Here is a 16,416-nt window from a genome sequence, read left to right on the forward strand (position 1 = left end):
GGAAGCCATGCGGGTGGCGCGGTGCGCTTTGTAAGACGGGAAAGGGTCAATGATAGCGCCAACGGTGCGCACCCAGACCTTCGGCGTACTTCCGCGACACGTCGAAAAGTCCCGCCCGACCGTCCGGTCGACCCACTTTCCGCCTGCGTCGCCCATCGCATTGGCTCGCGAAAACGCTCAAAGCCCCGCTGGAGAACGCAATACCCCTACGAACGCGCGTCGGGATCATGCGGTAGAATTCCGGTTTGGAATAAGGACCGGAAGATGCACTGGCAGCCCCGGATTGCCCATTTGATGCCCGCCCCGCGTGAGTGTTGCCCCGCGGCGGAGCGTCTCGTCCGTCACGCACGATCGTGTAGCTGTCTCTGAGCGCCGCGAAGCGACTGACGTGAGTCCGGCCGTCGATCATGCTTCGCTCCCAAGAAGGTTTCCAGCATTGCGCCCCCCGCGCACCGTCGCCGACGCCTCACCGATGAGCGCGCCCGGTTGACCCACCGAGTCGTCCAAACATGAACGCACCTCAAGTATTCGATCCTCACGGGGCCGCCGCCGCGGTCGCCGCCGATCCCGAAGCGCGTCTGCGCGAAATTCCCTATAACTACACGTCGTTTTCCGACCGCGAAATCGTTATCCGTCTGCTCGGCGACGAAGCCTGGGCGGCGCTTGCCGAATTGCGCGCGGAACGCCGCACCGGCCGTTCGGCGAGGATGCTGTACGAAGTGCTCGGCGACATCTGGGTCGTCCGCCGCAATCCGTATCTGCAGGACGACCTGCTCGACAACCCGAAACGCCGCGCGCTCCTGATCGAAGCGCTGCATCACCGTTTGAGCGAGATTGAAAAGCGCCGTCGCGCCGATCTGGTCGAACACGGCGACGAAGCCGGCGTGGGCCGCGCGGCGCGCGTCGAAACGCTGGTGGCGGCCGCCCGCCGCGCGGTGGACGACTTCGAAAGCGAATTCCAGAAAACCTACGATCTGCGCCGCCGCGCGACCAAAGTGCTCGGCCGCGTCACGGAAAAGGACAACATCAAGTTCGACGGTTTGTCCCGCGTATCGCACGTGACCGACGCGACCGACTGGCGCGTCGAATACCCGTTCGTCGTGTTGACGCCGGATACCGAAGCCGAGATCGCCGGCATGATCAAGGCGTGTTTCGAACTCGGTCTGACCGTGATTCCGCGTGGCGGCGGCACCGGCTACACGGGCGGCGCAGTGCCGCTCACACCGTTCTCGGCCGTCATCAACACGGAAAAGCTCGAACAGCTCGGCGCGGTCGAGATGACCGAATTGCCGGGCGTCGAGCGCAAGGTCGCGACGATTTTCTCCGGCGCGGGCGTCGTCACCCGGCGCGTCACTGAAGCGGCCGAACAGGCCGGCTTCGTGTTCGCCGTCGATCCGACCTCGCTGGATGCGTCCTGCGTCGGCGGCAATGTTGCGATGAACGCGGGCGGCAAGAAGGCGGTGTTGTGGGGCACGGCGCTCGACAACCTCGCGTGGTGGCGCATGGTCGACCCAGAAGGGAACTGGCTCGAAATCACGCGCCTCGACCACAACTTGGGCAAGATTCACGACATCGAAGTCGCGCGTTTCGAGCTCAAGTGGTTCGACGGCAACTACGCGCCGGGCGAGAAGCTGCTGCGCACGGAAGCGCTCGACATCAAGGGCCGCGTGTTCCGCAAGGAAGGCCTTGGCAAGGACGTCACCGACAAATTCCTCGCCGGCCTGCCGGGCGTGCAGAAGGAAGGCTGCGACGGGCTGATCACGTCGGCGCGCTGGGTGTTGCACAAGATGCCCGCGCATACGCGCACGGTGTGCCTCGAATTCTTCGGCCAGGCGCGCGAAGCGATTCCGAGCATCGTCGAGATCAAGGACTACCTGTTCGAAACGTCGAAGCAGGGCGGCGCGATTCTCGCCGGCCTCGAGCATCTGGACGAACGCTATCTGCGCGCGGTCGGCTATGCGACCAAGAGCAAGCGCAACGCGTTTCCGAAGATGGTGCTGATCGGCGACATCGTCGGCGACGATGCGGATGCGGTGGCGCAAGCCACGTCGGAAGTCGTGCGTATGGCCAACGGCAAGAGCGGCGAAGGCTTCGTCGCGGTCAATGCGGAAGCGCGCAAGCGCTTCTGGCTCGACCGCAGCCGCACCGCCGCGATCGCGAAGCACACCAACGCGTTCAAGATCAACGAAGACGTCGTGATTCCGCTCGACCGCATGGGCGAGTACACCGACGGCATCGAGCGGATCAACATCGAGTTGTCGATCAAGAACAAGCTGCAACTGGTCGACGCGCTCGAAGCGTTCTTCAAGGGCGGCAAGCTGCCGCTCGGCAAGAGCGACGACGCGAACGAAATCCCGAGCGCGGAACTGCTCGAAGATCGCGTGCAACAGGCGCTCGATCTGCTGAAACGGGTGCGCACGCGCTGGGAATTCCTGCGCGACAAGCTCGATCTGTCGTTGCGTGAGGCGCAGCATTATCTGGTCGGCCTCGGCTACGAAGGTCTCGCGGAAAAATTCGCCGACCGTGTGGACGAGCAGCCCGACGCCACCGTGTTCCACATCACACAGGACCGGACGATCCGCGTGTCGTGGAAGCAGGAGATTCGCGCCGAGTTGCGCCAGATCTTCAACGGCGGCGAGTTCAAGCCGATCCTCGACGAAGCCCAGGCGATCCACAAAAAAGTGCTGCGCGGCCGCGTGTTCGTCGCGCTGCACATGCACGCCGGCGACGGCAATGTGCACACGAACCTGCCGGTCAACTCGGATAACTACGAGATGCTGCAGGATGCCCATACGGCGGTCGCGCGCATCATGAAGCTGGCGCGTTCGCTCGACGGCGTGATTTCCGGCGAGCACGGCATCGGCATCACCAAGCTCGAATTCCTGACCGACGACGAGATCGGCGAATTCCGCAAATACAAGCAGCGCGTCGATCCGCATGGCCGCTTCAACGCGGGCAAGCTGCTCGAAGGCGCCGACCTGCGCAACGCCTATACGCCGAGCTTCGGCCTGATGGGCTACGAATCGCTGATCATGCAGCAGTCCGACATCGGCGCGATTTCCGAGTCGATCAAGGATTGTTTGCGTTGCGGCAAGTGCAAGCCGGTGTGCGCGACCCACGTGCCGCGCGCCAATCTGTTGTACAGCCCGCGCAACAAGATTCTCGCCACGTCGCTGCTGGTCGAGGCGTTCCTGTACGAAGAGCAGACGCGCCGCGGCGTGTCGATCAAGCATTGGGACGAGTTCAACGACGTCGCCGATCACTGCACCGTTTGCCACAAATGCGTGACGCCGTGCCCGGTGAAGATCGACTTCGGCGACGTGACGATGAACATGCGCAACCTGCTGCGCAAGATGGGCAAGAAGAAGTTCAATCCGGGCAACGCGGCCGGCATGTTCTTCCTGAACGCCACGAATCCGCAAACCATTAACGTCGCGCGCACCGCGATGATGGGCATCGGCTATAAAGCCCAGCGCCTCGGCAACGACGTACTGAAGAAGTTCGCGAAGAAGCAGACGGCGCACCCGCCGGCAACCGTCGGCAAGCCGAAGGTCACGCAGCAGGTGATCCACTTCATGAACAAGAAGATGCCCGGCAATCTGCCGAAGAAAACCGCGCGCGCGTTGCTGGATATCGAGGACAACAAGATCGTCCCGATCATCCGCAATCCGAAAACAACGACGGCCGACACGGAAGCGGTGTTCTACTTCCCTGGCTGCGGCTCCGAGCGGCTGTTCTCGCAAGTCGGCCTCGCAACACAGGCGATGCTGTGGGAAGCCGGCGTGCAAACCGTGCTGCCGCCGGGCTATCTGTGCTGCGGTTATCCTCAGCGCGGCTCGGGCCAGTTCGACAAGGCCGAGCAGATCGTCACCGATAACCGCGTGCTGTTCCACCGCGTCGCCAATACGCTGAACTACCTCGACATCAAGACGGTGGTGGTGTCGTGCGGCACGTGTTACGACCAGCTCGCCGGCTACGAATTCGAGAAGATCTTCCCGGGCTGCCGGATCATCGACATCCACGAGTTTCTGCTCGAGAAGGGCATCAAGCTCGAAGGCGTGAACGGCGTGCGCTACATGTATCACGACCCGTGCCACTCCCCGATCAAGACGATGGACCCGGTCAAGCTCGTCAATTCGCTGATGGGTTCGGAGAAAGACGGCTACAAGATCGAGAAGAACGATCGCTGCTGCGGCGAATCGGGCACGCTCGCGGTCACGCGCCCTGACATTTCGACCCAGGTCCGCTTCCGCAAGGAAGAGGAAATGCGCAAGGGCGCGGCGAAGCTGCGCGGCATTCCGCCGGGCGGCGTGCCGCTCGTGGCCGAAGCCGGCGCGAACGCGATCAACGGGGCCAACGCATCGGCCGGTGCGGCGGGTGCGCCGGACGGCTCGGTGCTGAAGGCCGGCAACGGTCCGCAGCCGAAGGGCGCCACCGACGTGAAGATCCTGACGAGCTGCCCGTCCTGCCTGCAAGGCCTGTCGCGCTATAACGAAGATGCGGGCACCGAGGCGGACTACATCGTCGTCGAAATGGCGCGTCACGTGCTAGGCGAAGACTGGATGGCGGATTACGTCCAGCGGGCGAACAATGGCGGAATCGAGCGCGTGCTGGTTTAATGGCACGACTGACGATTTTTGCCTGAGGACGACGATGGAATGCGTTTTTTGCCGTGAAGAAGGCGGCGATGTGCTGTGGCAGGACGATACCTTGCGGGTCGTCCTCGCCGACGAACACGATTATCCGGGCTTCTGCCGGGTGATCTGGAACACGCACGTCGCCGAGTTCTCCGATCTGGCCGGAAGCGACCGCGATCGGGTGATGAAAGCCGTGTACGCGGTCGAACGCGCGATGCGGCGCATCATGCAGCCGGTCAAGGTGAACCTCGCGAGCCTCGGCAACCAGGTGCCGCACGTCCATTGGCACGTGATTCCGCGTTATTCGAACGACGCCCATTTCCCGTTGCCCATCTGGGCGCCGCGCCAGCGCACGGTGTCCGAGGCGATGCTGTCGTCGCGCCGCGCGCAAGCTACCTTGTTGCGCGAAGCGGTGCGGCAAGAAATCGAACAAGCTTTAGCCTGAGGCCATCATGAGTGGACTGACTCCCGATACGCCGGTGCCCACCGGCGTGGTCGTGCATTCCAAATCGCGCGTGCTCGAGTTGCAGTACGCAAACGGCGAATCGTATCGGCTGCCGTTCGAATTGCTGCGCGTGTATTCACCGTCGGCGGAAGTGCAGGGGCATGGCCCCGGCCAGGAAACGCTGCAAACCGGCAAGCGCGACGTGACGATCACGATGATCGAAGGTGTCGGCAATTACGCATTGCAACCGACTTTCTCCGACGGACACGCCACCGGCATCTATTCGTGGGACCTGCTGCACGACTTTGCGCTTCGGCAGGATGAACTCTGGCGCGCGTATCTCGCCAAACTGGAAGCGGCCGGCGTCGACCGCGATGCGCCGATGGCCCCGGCCGCTGCTGCGCACGGGCACTGTCACTGATACGATTCGCCCCGGATCGCCGCTTGCGCGGCGCAACATTTTCAGAATACGCGAAAGGACCAGCGCGATGAGCAAAACCCACTTCGGCTTTCAATCGGTCGACGAACAGGAAAAAGCGCAGAAGGTGGCGGGCGTGTTCCACTCGGTCGCCGCGAACTACGACTTGATGAACGACCTGATGTCGGGCGGCTTGCACCGGGCGTGGAAGATGTTCACGATCGCCCAGGCCAATGTGCGGCCGGGCTTCAAGGTGCTCGATATCGCGGGCGGCACGGGCGATCTGTCGAAGGCGTTCGCGAAGCAGGCGGGCGAAACCGGCGAGGTCTGGCATACCGACATCAACGAATCGATGCTGCGCGTGGGCCGCGACCGCTTGCTGGACAAGGGCGTGATCACCCCGGCGCTGCTCTGCGACGCGGAGAAAATCCCGTTTCCGGACAATTACTTCGACGTGGTGACCGTGGCATTCGGCTTGCGCAACATGACCCATAAGGATGTCGCGCTGGCGGAAATGCGCCGCGTGCTGAAGCCGGCCGGGCGGCTTCTGGTGCTGGAGTTCTCGAAGGTGTGGGACCCGCTCAAGAAGGTCTACGACGTCTATTCGTTCAAGGTGCTGCCGTGGCTCGGCGACCGTTTTGCGAAAGACGCCGAGAGCTATCGTTATCTGGCGGAGTCGATCCGGATGCATCCGGACCAGGAAACTTTAAAAACAATGATGGAACAAGCGGGTCTCGACGGCGTCAAATATTACAATTTGTCAGCTGGCGTGGTAGCTTTACATGTGGGGACCAAATACTAGGGTTCCTAACCCATCGATTTTTAAAGGAAATTACGAATATGTCCGATTCGAACGTGTTATCTCTCCGTAAGGTTGGTCGGTCGTTGGTGAGAAGAATCGGACTGATCGCAGTGGTCGGTCTGATCGTGGCCGGTTCTCTCGCCTCGCTCGATGCGGAGGCTCGCCGCATGGGCGGTGGCCGCAGCCTCGGCCGTCAGTCGAATACCGTTCAGCAGCAATCCGCACCGTCGCAACCGTCGCAAGGCAATCAGGCGATGCAACAGCGCGCGCAGCCGTCGCCGGCACCCGCGCCCACGCCGGCCGCGCAGCCGAACCGCTCGCGCTGGCTCGGGCCGATCGCCGGTCTGGCGGCAGGCCTCGGGATTGCCGCGCTGTTGTCGCACTTCGGTCTGGGCGGCGCGTTTGCCGGCGCAATGGCCAATATCATCGTGATTGCCGTGCTCGCGATGATCGGCATCTGGCTGATCCGCCGCTTCATGGGCCGCAAGCGCGACACTGCGCAACCGGCGTACGCGGGCGGTTCGCCGTCGCTGAATACGGGCGGCACCGGCTACACGCAGGAACCGCGTTACAGCGCTCCGCCCACCGGCTCGTATCTCGAACCGCAAGGCAATCCGCTGAACACGCCGTCCATCAACACGCCGGTCGCCGTGCCGGCCGGGTTCGATTCGGACGCGTTCCTGCGCAACGCCAAGGTGTACTTCGTGCGCCTGCAAGCGGCGTGGGACGTCGGCAATACCGAAGACATCCGCGAATTCACCACGCCGGAGATGTTCGCTGAGGTTCGGGTGGACCTGTCGTCGCGCGGGGCCGATTCGAATCAGACCGATGTCGTGCAACTGAACGCCGAGCTGCTCGGCGTCGAAGAACGCGTGAACGAATATTTTGCGAGCGTGCGCTTCTCCGGCCTGATCCGCGAATCGGCGGGCGCAGCAGCCGAGCCGTTCGTCGAAGTGTGGAATCTGTCGAAGTCGAATCGCGCCGGCGAAGGCTGGCTGCTGGCAGGCATTCAGCAGGTAGCGCAGCACTGATGCGCTAGCAACGCGGAGCCGGGGCAGCGCGTTACGCGTCGACTCTGCGCACAGGATTGGCCGTTCGGCATAGCAGGCCGCGAAGCGAACGGACGTTACAATAGAAACCCGCGCGGGCACCTCGCCTGCGCGGGTTTTTTCTTGCCACTCTCAATGACCCTCGCCGCCAAGCCCTTCGCTGCTGCCGTCAATCATTTGCTCGCCCGGGAATCGTGGGCTCGTGAGCGTCTCGCCCCGTATGCGGGCAAAACCGCCAGGCTGTCGTCTCCGCCGGTCGTGCTCACGCTGCTCGTGCAACCCGACGGCTATCTGAGCGCGGTCGGCGAAACCGACGCGCAGCAATTCGACGTGACGATCTCAGTGCCGTCCGACGCGTTGCCGGCCTTCGTGCAAGGCGGCCAGGCCGCGGTCATGAAACACGTGAAGATCGAGGGCGACGCCGAGTTCGCAACCGTGATCGCGAAACTCGCCGAGCATCTGCGCTGGGAGCCGGAAGAGGATCTGGCGAAGCTGATCGGCGACGGGCCGGCCTGGCGAGTGGCGTCGGTCGTGCGCTCGGTCGGCGGGCATGTGCAGCGTGCCGGGCGCAATCTGCTCGACACGGCCGCCGAATATCTGCTCGATGAGAACCCGCAGTTGGTGCGCCGCGTCGCGCTCGACGACTTCAACGTCGAGCTGGCCCGCGCGCGGGATGCGCTTGCGCGAGTGGAAAAGCGCATCGAACGGCTTGAACAGAAGGTCGAAGCCCGCGGCGCCGATGCGCCGGCCGGCGCCGCCACGTCGCGCGGCACGCGCTAGTCACCGGGCACAACTATGCGTTTTCTGCGTTTCCTCAAGATTTTCTTCACGGTCATCCGCTTCGGTCTCGATGAGATGATGCTGAGCCGCGTCAACGACCGGCGCGTGCGTCTGCTGCTGCGTATCACCACGATCGGCCGCAAGTTCGATGCGCCGCCGGGCGTGCGTTTGCGGCTCGCGCTGGAGAGCCTCGGGCCGATCTTCGTGAAGTTCGGCCAGGTGCTGTCCACGCGGCGCGACCTGTTGCCTGTCGATATCGCCAACGAGCTCGCGAAGCTCCAGGATCAGGTGCCGCCGTTCGATTCGGCGGTGGCGATCGGGCTCGTCGAAAAATCGCTCGGCGCACCGGTCGACGTGCTGTTCGACGACTTCGAACGCGTGCCGGTCGCGAGCGCGTCGATCGCGCAGGTTCACTTCGCGAAGGTGAAGGCTGGGCAGCACGCGGGCAAGGCGGTCGCGGTGAAGGTATTGCGACCGAACATGCTGCCGGTGATCGACTCCGATCTCGCGTTGTTGCGCGACATCGCCGTGTGGGCCGAGCGGTTGTGGGCCGACGGCAAGCGGCTGAAGCCGCGCGAGGTGGTTGCCGAGTTCGACAAATATCTGCATGACGAACTCGATCTGATGCGCGAGGCCGCGAACGGCAGCCAGTTGCGCCGCAACTTCGCGGGGCTCGATCTGCTGCTTGTGCCGGAAATGTATTGGGAGTTCTGCACGCCTACGGTCCTGGTGATGGAGCGCATGGTCGGCGTGCCGATCAGCCAGGTGGAGACGCTGCGTGCTGCCGGCGTCGACATTCCGAAGCTGGCGCGCGAAGGCGTCGAGATTTTCTTCACGCAGGTGTTCCGTGACGGCTTTTTCCACGCCGACATGCACCCGGGCAACATTCAGGTGAGCCTCGACCCGGCGCATTTCGGACGTTACATCGCGCTGGATTTCGGGATCATCGGTGCGCTGTCGGACTTCGACAAAAACTACCTCGCGCAGAACTTCCTCGCGTTCTTCAAGCGCGACTACCATCGCGTCGCCACGCTGCATCTGGAGTCGGGCTGGGTGCCGCCCACCACGCGTGTCGAGGAACTGGAGAGCGCGATCCGCGCGGTGTGCGAGCCGTACTTCGATCGCGCGCTGAAGGATATTTCACTTGGCCAGGTGCTGATGCGGCTCTTTTCGACGTCGCGCCGTTTCAACGTCGAGATTCAGCCGCAACTGGTGTTGTTGCAAAAAACCATGCTCAACGTGGAAGGGCTCGGCCGCTCGCTCGATCCTGAACTGGACTTGTGGAAAACCGCCAAGCCGTACCTGGAGCGTTGGATGAACGAGCAGATCGGTCTGCGCGGCTGGTATGAGCGGCTGAAGATCGAGGCGCCGCAATGGAGCAAGACGCTGCCGCAGTTACCGCGCCTGATTCATCACGTGCTGGCGGAGCGCCACGACACCACCCGCGGCGCCAACGACGACATGATCCGCCAGATTTTGCTCGAGCAGAAGCGCACCAACCGGTTGTTGCAAGGATTGCTGCTGTTCGGCGTGGCGGTGGGTGTCGGCGCGGTGCTGGCGCGGGCGTTCCTGGCGTTGGCTTACGGCGGTTGATCTCAACGAAGGCGGCAATATGAACAACTCGACGAACAACTCGAACCCATCGCCGGCGCCAGACTTTTCGACCCGCGATCCCAACTCGCCGACCTTCTGGGACGAGCGCTTCGAGCGCCGTTTCATGCCGTGGGATCAGGCGGGCGTGCCGGCTGCATTTACGGCGTTCGCCGGCCGCCACAGCGGCGCGGCGGTGTTGATTCCGGGTTGCGGCAGCGCGTACGAGGCGCTCTGGCTGGTAGCCCAAGGCAATCCGGTCCGCGCGATCGATTTTTCGCCGGCAGCGGTGGCGGCCGCGCGCGAGCAACTGGGCGCGCAGCACGCGACGCTGGTCGAACAGGCCGATTTTTTCGCGTATGAGCCGCCGTTCGAACCGGCGTGGATTTATGAGCGCGCGTTCCTTTGCGCGTTGCCGCTCGCGCGCCGCGAAGACTACGCGCGTCGGATGGCCGAACTCCTGTCGCCAGGCGCGTTGCTGGCCGGCTTCTTTTTTATCGGCGCGACGCCGAAAGGGCCGCCGTTCGGCATCGAGCGCGCGGAACTCGACGCGTTGCTCACGCCGTACTTCGATCTGATCGAAGACGAAGCGGTCGGCGATTCGCTCCCCGTGTTCGCCGGACGTGAGCGCTGGCTCACATGGCGGCGCCACGCGTGAACGCGACGGTTCGCGCGCCGTGTCGCGCGAGTCGTACTTGATTCATCAGGTGTCGCCCCCATTTACGCGGACGGCGGCTGCGTCGGCGTCCGCTCCCGAAAACCGGGGGAGGGGTGTTGTTTGCGGCTATAATTCAAGGCTTTGCAAGCGTTTACAAGATTTCAGTAGGGAAAAGATCATGCCGATCTACGCTTATCGTTGCGAATCATGCGGCTTCGGGAAGGACGTGCTTCAGAAGATGAGCGACCCGCAGTTGACGCAGTGCCCCGAGTGCGGAAAAGACAGCTTTCGCAAGCAGGTGACCGCAGCCGGCTTCCAGTTGAAGGGCTCCGGCTGGTACGTCACCGATTTCCGCGGCGGCAACGGCGGCGCGAGCGCGCCGGCCAAGCCCGACGCGAATGGCGCGTCGAATGGCAATTCGGGCGAAAACGCGGCCGCCGCGAATAACGGCGCCGCGAATTCCGACAAGGCTTCGGCCAACGGCTCAGCCAATGGTGGGACCAACTCATCGGCCGCCGCCACGCCGGCCGCACCTGCTGCCGCACCGGCCGCTCCGGCGAGTTCGAGCGGTTCCGGCAGCGCCTAGTGGGACTGCCGCCCTCGCGGGCGGCGCACACGCCGCGCAGCGCATTCCGGCTAGCGCGGCTTTCTGGCGGTACACATGACGACGAAAAAAACGACGCTCAAATCGGTGTTCCTGACTGGCCTGCTGGTGCTGGTGCCTCTGGCCATCACGCTGTGGGTGCTCGGTCTGATCATCGGCACGATGGATCAGACGCTGTTGCTGTTGCCGCGCGCGTGGCAGCCGGAGCGCCTGTTCGGCTTCCGCCTGCCGGGTCTCGGCGCGGTGTTGACGCTGGCGTTTATCTTCGTTGTCGGACTGTTGACGCAGAACTTCATCGGGCAAAAGCTCGTGAAGTGGTGGGAAGTCGTGGTCGCGCACATTCCGGTGGTCGGCCCGATCTACACCAGCGTCAAGCAGGTGTCCGACACGCTGCTCTCGAGCAGCGGCAACGCGTTTCGCAAGGCGCTGCTGATCGAATACCCGCGCCGCGGCTCCTATACGATCGCGTTTCTGACCGGCATTCCGGGCGGCGACGTGGTCAATCACCTGAAAGAAGATCACGTCAGCGTGTATGTGCCGACTACGCCGAACCCCACGTCCGGCTTCTTCCTGATGGTGCCGAAGAGCGAAGTGATCGAGCTCGACATGACGGTCGACGCTGCGCTCAAGTACATCGTCTCGATGGGCGTCGTGGCGCCGTCCGCGCCGCCGGCGCCGGTGCGCCGCACGACAGTCGAGCCTCCGCTGTAATACCGGTGCGCAAGGTTTCACGCAGTGCGAAACTGCGGCGCGCCGTTCAACCAATGCAAACGAAAGACAAACATCATGTCGATGAGAACTGAATACTGCGGTCTGGTGACCGAAGAACGGCTGGGCCAAACCGTTTCGCTGTGCGGCTGGGTTAGCCGCCGCCGCGATCACGGCGGCGTCATCTTCATCGACCTGCGCGACCGCGAAGGCCTCGTTCAGGTCGTCTGCGACCCGGATCGCGCGGAGATGTTCAAAGCCGCCGAAGGTGTGCGCAACGAGTTCTGTCTGCAGATCAAGGGTGTGGTTCGCGCCCGCCCGGAAGGCACCACGAACGCCGCGCTGAAGAGCGGCAAGATCGAAGTGCTGTGCCACGAGCTGGTCGTGCTGAACGCGTCGATCACGCCGCCGTTCCAACTCGACGACGACAACCTGTCGGAAACCACGCGTCTCACGCATCGCGTGCTCGACCTGCGCCGTCCGCAGATGCAGCACAACCTGCGTCTGCGCTACCGCGTCGCGATCGAAGTGCGCAAGTATCTGGACTCGCTCGGCTTCATCGACATCGAAACGCCGATGCTCACCAAGAGCACGCCGGAAGGCGCGCGCGATTACCTCGTGCCGTCGCGCACCAACGCCGGCCAGTTCTTCGCGCTGCCGCAGTCGCCGCAACTGTTCAAGCAATTGCTGATGGTGGCGAACTTCGATCGCTACTACCAGATCGTCAAATGCTTCCGCGACGAAGACCTGCGCGCCGACCGTCAGCCGGAATTCACGCAGATCGACTGTGAAACCTCGTTCCTGTCGGAACAGGAAATCCGCGATCTGTTCGAAGCGATGATCCGTCACGTGTTCAAGGAAACGATCGGCGTCACGCTGGACGAAAAATTCCCGGTCATGCTGTATTCGGAAGCGATGCGCCGCTTCGGTTCGGACAAGCCCGACCTGCGCGTGAAGCTCGAATTCACGGACCTGACGGACGCCGTCAAAGACGTCGACTTCAAGGTGTTCAGCACGCCGGCCAACACGAAAGACGGCCGCGTCGCGGCGATTCGCGTGCCGAAGGGCGGCGAACTTTCGCGTGGCGACATCGACAGCTACACGGAATTCGTGCGCATCTACGGCGCGAAGGGTCTCGCGTGGATCAAGGTCAACGAAGTCGCGAAGGGCCGTGACGGTCTGCAAAGCCCGATCGTCAAGAACCTGCACGATGAAGCGGTCAAGGCGATCATCGAGCGCACCGGCGCGCAAGACGGCGACATCATTTTCTTCGCGGCGGATCGCGCGAAGGTGGTGAACGACAGCCTCGGCGCACTGCGTCTGAAGATCGGTCATTCGGAATTCGGCAAGGCCAACGGTCTGGTCGAAACCGGCTGGAAGCCGCTGTGGGTGATCGACTTCCCGATGTTCGAGTACGACGAGGAAGACAACCGCTACGTGGCCGCGCACCATCCGTTCACGAGCCCGAAGGACGAGCACCTCGAGTATCTGGAAACGGATCCGGCGCGCTGCCTCGCAAAGGCCTACGACATGGTGCTGAACGGCTGGGAAATCGGCGGCGGTTCGGTGCGTATTCACCGTGAAGAAGTGCAGAGCAAGGTGTTCCGTGCGCTGAAGATCAACGCGGAAGAAGCGCAGGCCAAGTTCGGCTTCCTGCTCGACGCGCTGCAATACGGCGCGCCGCCGCACGGCGGTATCGCGTTCGGCCTGGACCGCATCGTCACGATGATGGCCTGCGCCGATTCGATCCGCGACGTGATCGCGTTCCCGAAGACGCAACGCGCGCAGTGTCTGCTCACGCAGGCGCCGAGCGAAGTGGACGAGCGCCAGTTGCGCGAGTTGCACATCCGTCTGCGGACGCCGGAAGCGAAGGCATAACGTACCGGTGTGATGAGCTGCCCGGTCAAAGCTCCCTGAGCCCCGGCAGCTTCAGTCGAACGAAAAAGGCGCGCAATGCGCCTTTTTCGTTTTTTGCGTTACAGTCGAAGCAGCCCGGTTTCGAGCGCCGATCCGGACCATTCTCGACAGGTAGCGCGCAAGCGTTGCGCCCAGTTTTCAAGCCATGCCGAAACCGCCGAAGATCCCACAATCCGTACTCGTCGTCATTCATACGCCCGCGCTCGAGGTGCTGCTGATCGAGCGCGCCGATCATGCGGGTTTCTGGCAATCCGTCACCGGTTCCAAGGACCAGCTCGACGAGCCGCTCGCCGAAACGGCGGCGCGCGAAGTCGCCGAGGAGACGGGCATCCGGGTCGGCGGCCGGCTGGTGCCGTCCGGCGCGCTATTCGATTGGCAATACGAGATCGAGTATGAAATCTACCCGGAGTTTCGCCATCGCTATGCCGAAGGCGTGATCCACAACACCGAACACTGGTTCAGCCTCGAGGTGCCCGAGCAACTCGACGTGTTGCTCGCGCCGCGCGAACATACGGCGTTCATCTGGCTGCCGTATGAAGAGGCGGCCGAGCGCTGCTTTTCGTCGTCGAATGCGGATGCGATCCTGCAATTGCCGAAGCGGCTTCACGGGCGTGCACAGAAGGACGAGCACGCCGGGGAGCGTGCCCGGTGAGCGTCGGCGGCGCGCGTCGTTTCGCGCGACTCCGGCAATCGCTGCTCGGCCGCCGCTATTGGCAACGCTACCGCTTCACCAGTGGCAACGACGTCAAACTGCTGCGCTCCGGCGACGAATTCTTCGCCGCGCTGGTCGAGCGGATCGATGCCGCGCAGCACGACGTCGTGCTCGAAACTTATATCTTCTGCTATGACCAGGCCGGCCAGACGGTTAGCGCCGCGCTGCTGCGCGCCGCACAGCGCGGCGTGAAGGTGCGCGTGATCACCGACGGCATCGGCACCGCGCGCCTCGACCTGTTCAAGGAATGGCCGCTCGCCGGAATCGATCACCGCATCTACAACCCACATGTGTTCGGCCGCTTCGGGTTCTCGCGCACGCATCGCAAGCTCGCGGTGGTGGACGACCAGTTCGCCTGGTGCGGCGGCATCAATATCGTCGACGATTACGAGAACAACGGCCATCCGTTGCCTTTCCGGCGCTGGGATTTTGCGGTCGAATTGCACGGTCCGGTGGTCGCCGACGTGCGCCAGGCGTTCGAGTTGCAATGGCGACGGATTCGCCTTGGACATCGTCCGCTGGAATCCCTCGAGCCCGATCTCGGACCGAAGACGATGGCGTCGCTCGGCACGTTGCGGCGCCGTCGGCGCAACCGCAACGAGGCGCTGTGGGCCGGCGGCCAGCCGTGCGTGGCGTTCGTCGCGCGCGACAACCTGATCAACCGGCGCGCGATCGAAAAGGCGTATCTCGCCGCGATCGGCCAGGCGCGCGACGAAGTGCTGCTCGCCAATCCGTATTTCATGCCAGGCCGCAAGCTGCGCCGCGCGCTGGTGTTCGCGGCGCGCCGTGGCGTCGACGTGAAACTGATCATCGGGCGCAAGGAGTTTGCCGCGCTCGACTACGCGGTGCCGTTTCTTTACCGCTCGCTGCTGAAGGCCGGCGTGCAGATCGCCGAGTACGAGAAAACCCTATTGCACGGCAAGGTGGCCGTGGTGGACTCGAACTGGGGCACGGTCGGCTCGTCGAATCTCGACGCGCTCAGCCTGATGCTCAACAACGAAGCCAACGTGGTGCTGGTCAACGACCCGGCAATCGACGCGCTGCGCGACGCGATCCTCGCGGCCTTCAAGGATTCGCGCCGGATCGACGAGGCGCGCTACGACGCCCGTCCGGCCGGCGAGCGGGCGCTGAACTGGCTCGCCTACAACACCTACCGGATGGTGATGAAACTGCTGACGGTGGGCGGTTATGACTAGCCCACCGGTTGCTCTCTCATGAGCACCAGCGCGCGGCGTCAAAAGACGGAGAAAAAAAGAAGGCAAACGCCTCTAAAAAATCTCCTTCGTCTGATTGACGGATGCCCCAAAATTGGAACTCGGTTAGAAACCGGTTTCTAATAAAGTCCTTGTTTCGCGGACGGCAGCACTCAATAATAGTACGGCCGTTCGATTTTCTTTCGGTCACATTAGAACGGTAAAAAGCTATGCGAAAAGGCGAACAAACGCGAGCCGCGATTCTCGATGCAGCACTCGATCTGGCAAGCCGCGACGGACTGGAAGGTCTGACGATCGGGCTCCTGGCCGAGCGCATGCAGATGAGCAAAAGCGGAGTGTTCGCGCATTTCGGGTCGCGCGAGGATTTGCAGGTCGAGGTCGTGCGCGAATACCACCGTCGTTTCGAAGACGAGGTGTTTTTCCCGAGCCTGCGCGAGCCCCGCGGCTTGCCGCGCTTGCGCGCGATGATCTCCCGCTGGATCGAGAAACGCATTCAGGAAGTCACCACTGGGTGCATCTATATCAGCGGTGCGGTCGAGTACGACGATCGCGGCGACAACCCGGTGCGCGAGCAACTGGTGTCGAGCGTGACGATCTGGCGTGCGGCGCTCACTCGCGCAATTTCGCAGGCGATGGAAGAAGGGCATCTGCGAGCCGATACCGATCCGCAGCTGATGCTGTTCGAACTGTACAGCTTCACGCTCGGTCTGCATCACGACGCGCGCTTCCTGCACTTGCCGGATGCGGTGCGTCTCACGTGGGCCGCGCTGGAAAAATTGATTGTTTCGTATCAGAGCGAAAGCCGTTAGCAGAGCCGCCGAACTTCAGCCGGTTTCAGCGGCGCTGAAAGATCCGATCCACGGACTCAGCTAACAGCCGGGC

14 protein-coding genes are annotated in these 16,416 nt (G+C 63.2%); all 14 read left to right on the forward strand.

Features of this window, described 5'->3' with window-relative positions; genetic code table 11:
• Positions 1-509: 509 nt before the first annotated feature.
• The 14 genes from PQQ51_RS25810 to PQQ51_RS25875 all read left to right on the forward strand — a co-directional run bounded on the left by PQQ51_RS25810 (position 510) and on the right by PQQ51_RS25875 (position 16,343).
• On the forward strand, positions 510-4,619 hold the full coding sequence (locus tag PQQ51_RS25810; RefSeq protein WP_408499747.1) for a DUF3683 domain-containing protein: 4,110 nt from the start codon (positions 510-512) through the stop codon (positions 4,617-4,619).
• A 34-nt stretch (positions 4,620-4,653) separates the two neighbouring features.
• Positions 4,654-5,082 (forward strand): HIT family protein, encoded by a 429-nt coding sequence (locus PQQ51_RS25815; RefSeq protein WP_408499748.1) that lies wholly within the window; start codon positions 4,654-4,656, stop codon positions 5,080-5,082.
• A gap of 7 nt (positions 5,083-5,089) precedes the next feature.
• On the forward strand, positions 5,090-5,503 hold the full coding sequence (locus PQQ51_RS25820) for a gamma-butyrobetaine hydroxylase family protein (protein ID WP_408499749.1): 414 nt from the start codon (positions 5,090-5,092) through the stop codon (positions 5,501-5,503).
• A gap of 67 nt (positions 5,504-5,570) precedes the next feature.
• Positions 5,571-6,302, forward strand: a complete 732-nt coding sequence (gene ubiE / locus PQQ51_RS25825; protein WP_341313258.1) for a bifunctional demethylmenaquinone methyltransferase/2-methoxy-6-polyprenyl-1,4-benzoquinol methylase UbiE — start codon at positions 5,571-5,573, stop codon at positions 6,300-6,302.
• Positions 6,303-6,340: 38 nt separating this feature from the next.
• On the forward strand, positions 6,341-7,333 hold the full coding sequence (locus PQQ51_RS25830) for a Tim44 domain-containing protein (protein ID WP_408499750.1): 993 nt from the start codon (positions 6,341-6,343) through the stop codon (positions 7,331-7,333).
• 153 nt (positions 7,334-7,486) lie between these two features.
• Positions 7,487-8,131, forward strand: coding sequence for a ubiquinone biosynthesis accessory factor UbiJ (locus PQQ51_RS25835; RefSeq protein ID WP_408499752.1), 645 nt, complete (start codon positions 7,487-7,489; stop codon positions 8,129-8,131).
• Between the two features lie 15 nt (positions 8,132-8,146).
• Positions 8,147-9,724, forward strand: a complete 1,578-nt coding sequence (gene ubiB / locus PQQ51_RS25840) for a ubiquinone biosynthesis regulatory protein kinase UbiB (RefSeq protein ID WP_408499753.1) — start codon at positions 8,147-8,149, stop codon at positions 9,722-9,724.
• A 19-nt stretch (positions 9,725-9,743) separates the two neighbouring features.
• Complete coding sequence (locus tag PQQ51_RS25845) at positions 9,744-10,379, forward strand: methyltransferase (protein ID WP_408499754.1); 636 nt, start codon at positions 9,744-9,746, stop codon at positions 10,377-10,379.
• 178 nt (positions 10,380-10,557) lie between these two features.
• Entirely contained in the window at positions 10,558-10,965 is a 408-nt protein-coding gene (locus PQQ51_RS25850) for an FmdB family zinc ribbon protein (protein WP_408499755.1), read from the forward strand.
• 75 nt (positions 10,966-11,040) lie between these two features.
• Complete coding sequence (locus PQQ51_RS25855; protein ID WP_408499756.1) at positions 11,041-11,694, forward strand: DUF502 domain-containing protein; 654 nt, start codon at positions 11,041-11,043, stop codon at positions 11,692-11,694.
• Between the two features lie 75 nt (positions 11,695-11,769).
• Positions 11,770-13,569 carry an aspartate--tRNA ligase gene (aspS, locus tag PQQ51_RS25860; protein ID WP_408499757.1) on the forward strand — a complete coding sequence of 600 codons (1,800 nt, stop codon included), beginning with the start codon at positions 11,770-11,772 and terminating at the stop codon, positions 13,567-13,569.
• Positions 13,570-13,753: 184 nt separating this feature from the next.
• On the forward strand, positions 13,754-14,260 hold the full coding sequence (gene nudB / locus PQQ51_RS25865; RefSeq protein WP_408499758.1) for a dihydroneopterin triphosphate diphosphatase: 507 nt from the start codon (positions 13,754-13,756) through the stop codon (positions 14,258-14,260).
• Positions 14,257-15,516, forward strand: coding sequence for a cardiolipin synthase ClsB (clsB, locus tag PQQ51_RS25870; RefSeq protein WP_408499759.1), 1,260 nt, complete (start codon positions 14,257-14,259; stop codon positions 15,514-15,516). The genes nudB and clsB overlap by 4 nt, the downstream gene beginning before the upstream one ends.
• A gap of 227 nt (positions 15,517-15,743) precedes the next feature.
• Positions 15,744-16,343, forward strand: a complete 600-nt coding sequence (locus PQQ51_RS25875; RefSeq protein WP_408499760.1) for a TetR/AcrR family transcriptional regulator — start codon at positions 15,744-15,746, stop codon at positions 16,341-16,343.
• The last annotated feature ends 73 nt before the right edge of the window (positions 16,344-16,416 follow it).

Source organism: Paraburkholderia xenovorans (assembly GCF_046030735.1).
Lineage (GTDB): Bacteria > Pseudomonadota > Gammaproteobacteria > Burkholderiales > Burkholderiaceae > Paraburkholderia > Paraburkholderia xenovorans_A.

Bases quoted from the DNA above. Each gene is read 5' to 3' on its own strand.
- PQQ51_RS25810 (WP_408499747.1), top strand. From the start codon at position 510: ATGAACGCACCTCAAGTATTCGATCCTCACGGGGCCGCCGCCGCGGTC.
- PQQ51_RS25815 (WP_408499748.1), top strand. From the start codon at position 4,654: ATGGAATGCGTTTTTTGCCGTGAAGAAGGCGGCGATGTGCTGTGGCAG.
- PQQ51_RS25820 (WP_408499749.1), top strand. From the start codon at position 5,090: ATGAGTGGACTGACTCCCGATACGCCGGTGCCCACCGGCGTGGTCGTG.
- ubiE (WP_341313258.1), top strand. From the start codon at position 5,571: ATGAGCAAAACCCACTTCGGCTTTCAATCGGTCGACGAACAGGAAAAA.
- PQQ51_RS25830 (WP_408499750.1), top strand. From the start codon at position 6,341: ATGTCCGATTCGAACGTGTTATCTCTCCGTAAGGTTGGTCGGTCGTTG.
- PQQ51_RS25835 (WP_408499752.1), top strand. From the start codon at position 7,487: ATGACCCTCGCCGCCAAGCCCTTCGCTGCTGCCGTCAATCATTTGCTC.
- ubiB (WP_408499753.1), top strand. From the start codon at position 8,147: ATGCGTTTTCTGCGTTTCCTCAAGATTTTCTTCACGGTCATCCGCTTC.
- PQQ51_RS25845 (WP_408499754.1), top strand. From the start codon at position 9,744: ATGAACAACTCGACGAACAACTCGAACCCATCGCCGGCGCCAGACTTT.
- PQQ51_RS25850 (WP_408499755.1), top strand. From the start codon at position 10,558: ATGCCGATCTACGCTTATCGTTGCGAATCATGCGGCTTCGGGAAGGAC.
- PQQ51_RS25855 (WP_408499756.1), top strand. From the start codon at position 11,041: ATGACGACGAAAAAAACGACGCTCAAATCGGTGTTCCTGACTGGCCTG.
- aspS (WP_408499757.1), top strand. From the start codon at position 11,770: ATGTCGATGAGAACTGAATACTGCGGTCTGGTGACCGAAGAACGGCTG.
- nudB (WP_408499758.1), top strand. From the start codon at position 13,754: ATGCCGAAACCGCCGAAGATCCCACAATCCGTACTCGTCGTCATTCAT.
- PQQ51_RS25875 (WP_408499760.1), top strand. From the start codon at position 15,744: ATGCGAAAAGGCGAACAAACGCGAGCCGCGATTCTCGATGCAGCACTC.